This window comes from Paracoccus litorisediminis (assembly GCF_009711205.1).
Lineage (GTDB): Bacteria > Pseudomonadota > Alphaproteobacteria > Rhodobacterales > Rhodobacteraceae > Paracoccus > Paracoccus litorisediminis.
Genome location: NZ_WMIG01000066.1, coordinates 1 through 932 on the forward strand (window position 1 = coordinate 1; position 932 = coordinate 932).

The following is a 932-nucleotide window of genomic DNA, read 5'->3' on the forward strand; positions in this document are numbered from 1 at the left end:
ACCAGTCGGAAACGCCGGCTGCATCTGGCCAAGCCCTTCTGGGCGGCGACGAAGCATATCAGCGCACCCAGTATCCCGACCCCATCCGCGCGATCATGGGATGTGATCATCGTGGGTGCCGGGATCAGTGGCGCGCTGATGGCCGAGGCGCTGACCCGCAAAAACCGCCGCGTGCTGATCGTTGACCGCAGGGTGCCCGTCAGGGGCTCCAGCATTGCCTCGACCGCGATGATCCAGCACGAGATCGACGTGCCACTGCACCATCTGGCGCGGCGAATGGGCGCGGACGCCGCCCGGACATGGCGACGCTCGGTCAGGGCGGTGCAGGATCTGCAGGACTTGGTGGCGCGCTTGGGTATTGCCTGCGACATGCAGGCCAAACAGGCGCTTTACCTGACCGGCGATGAGATGGGCCACCGTGCAATGCGCAGCGAATTCGAGGCACGGCAGAATGCGGGTATTGCGTGCGACTATCTAGACCAAGCGGAACTCATGCAGCGCTTCGGCATCGACCGCAGCGCTGCGATCCTGTCCGGTGCCTCGGCCTCGGCGAATCCGGGGCAATTGACCGCTGGCCTGCTAACCGTGGCGCAGGCGCGCGGGGCCGAGATCGCCTCGCCCGTGGAAATTACAGATCTGGCGGAAACCGGCGACAGCGCCACCCTTGCCACCCGCGAGGGCGGTGTGCTGACCGCAGAGCAGGTGGTCTTTTGCACCGGTTACGAATTCCTGCCGGTGATGGAAAGCCGTGCACATCGCATCACCTCGACCTGGGCGCTGGCCAGTCACCCCCGCATCGCGCGGCCCGACTGGCTGGACCGCTCGCTGGTTTGGGAGGCATCGGAGCCCTACCTGTATTTCCGCAGCGCACGTGATGGCCGGATCATCGCGGGCGGCGAAGACATGGACGACCCAGAAGCCTATCGCGACCC

The 932-nt window shown here is 65.8% G+C and carries 1 protein-coding gene; it reads left to right on the plus strand.

The genetic code is table 11. The features are described 5' to 3' along the window. Positions 1–932, plus strand: a 932-nt coding sequence (locus GL300_RS26070) for an FAD-dependent oxidoreductase (protein ID WP_155042581.1), incomplete at both ends; no start/stop codon positions are given.